This is a genomic window from Acidocella sp. (assembly GCF_035535915.1).
In the GTDB taxonomy this organism is placed as follows: Bacteria; Pseudomonadota; Alphaproteobacteria; order Acetobacterales; family Acetobacteraceae; genus Acidocella.
Map to the genome: position 1 here is coordinate 1 of NZ_DATLPB010000069.1, position 2,578 is coordinate 2,578.

At 63.2% G+C, this 2,578-nt stretch carries 2 protein-coding genes; both read left to right on the forward strand.

Features of this window, described 5'->3' with window-relative positions; all coding sequences use genetic code 11:
* Positions 1-492 precede the first annotated feature (492 nt).
* Complete coding sequence (lptF, locus tag VNC39_RS08575) at positions 493-1,653, forward strand: LPS export ABC transporter permease LptF (RefSeq protein WP_325398175.1); 1,161 nt, start codon at positions 493-495, stop codon at positions 1,651-1,653.
* Positions 1,654-1,663: 10 nt separating this feature from the next.
* On the forward strand, positions 1,664-2,578 hold a 915-nt coding region (locus VNC39_RS08580), incomplete at its 3' end, for an LptF/LptG family permease (RefSeq protein WP_325398177.1).

Genomic DNA, 2,578 nt, shown 5'->3' on the forward strand with positions numbered 1-2,578 from the left:
GTCGCCGGCCCGAATTTGAGGTTTTCGCCGCAAAACACCACCAGGACGCCCTTGGCCGGGGCGGCGAAGGGTCCAAAACCGAGTTTGAGGGCGTCCGGCATTGCAGGGGTCCTTGTCGCGGCGGAAGAGGTTCAAACGGTGCCGTCGGTGCCATATGGCGCGGGCGCCCCGCCCCTGCAAAGCGCAAAATGGCGCCGATTGCGGATTTTGCACCCCCCTCGGCCGTGCTGCCGCCGGCGCCGGCTGGATGCCGGGAAACGCAAGCAAATCGGGCGGTTCCCACCCGTCGAGCTGCCAGAGTGCGTGCCAGCGCGGCCCGCCGCTTAACATTTTGTTGTGCATGTTCAACGGCTTTGCCTTTGCGGGGCCACTTTGTGAGGCGATCAAGGTAAACCTGATTGGGGTTGGGCTTGGACGCCAAGCGCGGGTGCCCGGGGGGACAGGCCGGGACTTGCGACGGCGTGCAGGGGGATTTTGGGGACGGCGCCGCGGATGGGGTCAATCAACCGTTATATCGTGCGCACCACCTTGGTGGCGTTCCTGATCGTGCTGGTGTCCCTCACCGCCTTGATCTGGGTCACCCAGGCGCTGCGCGACATCGACATTATGACCAGCCAGGGCCAGACCATTCTGGTCTTCATCGGTCTCACTGGGCTGATCATCCCGCTGCTGGTTCTGGTGATCGCGCCGATCGCGCTGGTCATCGCCGCCGCGCACATCCTCAACAAGCTGTCGACCGATTCAGAAATCATCGTGATGAACTCAGCGGGCATGTCGCCGTGGCGCCTGTTCCGCGGCTTCCTCATCGTTTCGATCATGGTGTCGCTGCTGGTGACGGCAATCAGCGCCTATTTGGCGCCCAAAGGCCTGCGCATGCTGCACGAGTGGCTGACCGAGGTGCACGCCAATGTCGTCGCCAACATCGTGCAGCCCGGCCGTTTCACCGTCATCGAGCAGGGCGTCACGCTGTACATTCGCTCGCGCGAGCGCAATGGGCAATTGACCGGCATTTTCCTCGACGACCAGCGCAACCCCCAGCAGGGTGTCACCGTGCTGGCGCAATCCGGTGAGGTGATCGAGAACAAGGAGGGCACTTTCTTGGTGCTGTCGAAGGGCAACATGCAGCGCCATGAGGCCGGCCGGCGCGACCCCAAAATGGTGAGCTTCGACCGCTACGGCTTCGACCTGTCGCAATACGTTGGCGGCCCCGCCGCGATCAAATACGGCATCCGTGAGCGCTATCTCTGGCAGCTGCTATTTCCCGATACGAAGGAGCCGATGTACATTGAGCAGCCCGGGCAATTCCGCGCCGAATTGCACGACCGGTTGATGGCGCCGCTTTACCCGATCGCCTTTGTGGTGATTGCCTTTGCCTATCTGGGCGCGCCGCGCACCAACCGGCAGAGCCGCGCCATGTCGCTGCTGGGCGCAGTCGGCGGGGTGGCGTTGCTGCGGTTGATCGGCTTTGCATCCATCGTATTCGGCGCCAACCAGCCGTGGATGCTGTCGCTGCAATACGTCGCGCTCGCGCTCACCTTCGGGCTCGGACTCTATGTCATCAGCAACGGGCTGATCCTGGAACCGCCGGCCTTCATCGCCAACATATTCGATGCGCTCGGCCGGCGGCTCAGCCGGCGTTTCGCCAGCGATTGACGGAACCCGCATGCGAATCGTCGCCGGAACATTGTCGCGTTACTTCGGGCTGCGCTTCCTGGGCGCGGTCGCGATGGTGTTCCTCGGCCTGTTCGTGCTGGTCGCATTGCTCGACTATATGGAGTTGATGCGCCGGGCCGGCGACATCCCGCATGTTTCCGTGTTGCTGGTCGCCAAGACCTCGTTCTACCGCGTGCCGCAGGTGATCGAGCGTATCCTGCCGTTCTGCGTGCTGATCGCCGCGATGGCCAGCTACCTCAATCTGTCGCGGCGGCACGAATTGGTGATCGCGCGCGCGGCCGGCATGTCGGCCTGGCAGTTCATTTCACCGGCGCTGATCACGGCGTTCGTGATCGGCGTGTTCGCCACCGCCGTCTACAATCCGGCTGCTGCGTTGCTCGGCGAGCAGTCCAAGCGCTTGGAGGCCGAGCTGTTCGGGCGCGCACTGACCGGGTTCGGCGGCGCCGGCGGCACTTTCTGGGCAAGCCAGCGCAACGACGAAGGGCTTGCCATCATCAATGCCAAGGCAAGCCGCGACCAGGGCGTGTCGCTTACCGGGGTCACCGTCTTTACCTTCGACAACAATAACCTTTTCAAGGGCCGCATCGAGGCGCGCGCGGCCGAGCTCGTTCCCGGCGCCTGGCGGATCATGGACGCGCGCGTCTACCAGATGGGCGTATTGCCGCTCGACCAGCCGCTTTTCGTGCTTAAGACCAGCCTTACGCCCGAACAGGTCCGCGAAAGCTTTGCCACGCCCGAAACCGTGCCGTTCTGGGAACTGCCAACGTATATCCAGATCGCGGAACACGCTGATCTGACGGCGGCAGGCTATAAATTGCAGTTCCAGAAGCTTCTAGCCCGGCCATTTTTGCTGACCGCCATGGTTTTCCTTGCCGCGGCCGTAAGCCTACGGTTCTTCCGCTTC

What these genes read in the sequence shown, in the direction of transcription:
- lptF (WP_325398175.1), top strand. Translation starts at nt 493, where the DNA reads ATGGGGTCAATCAACCGTTATATCGTGCGCACCACCTTGGTGGCGTTC.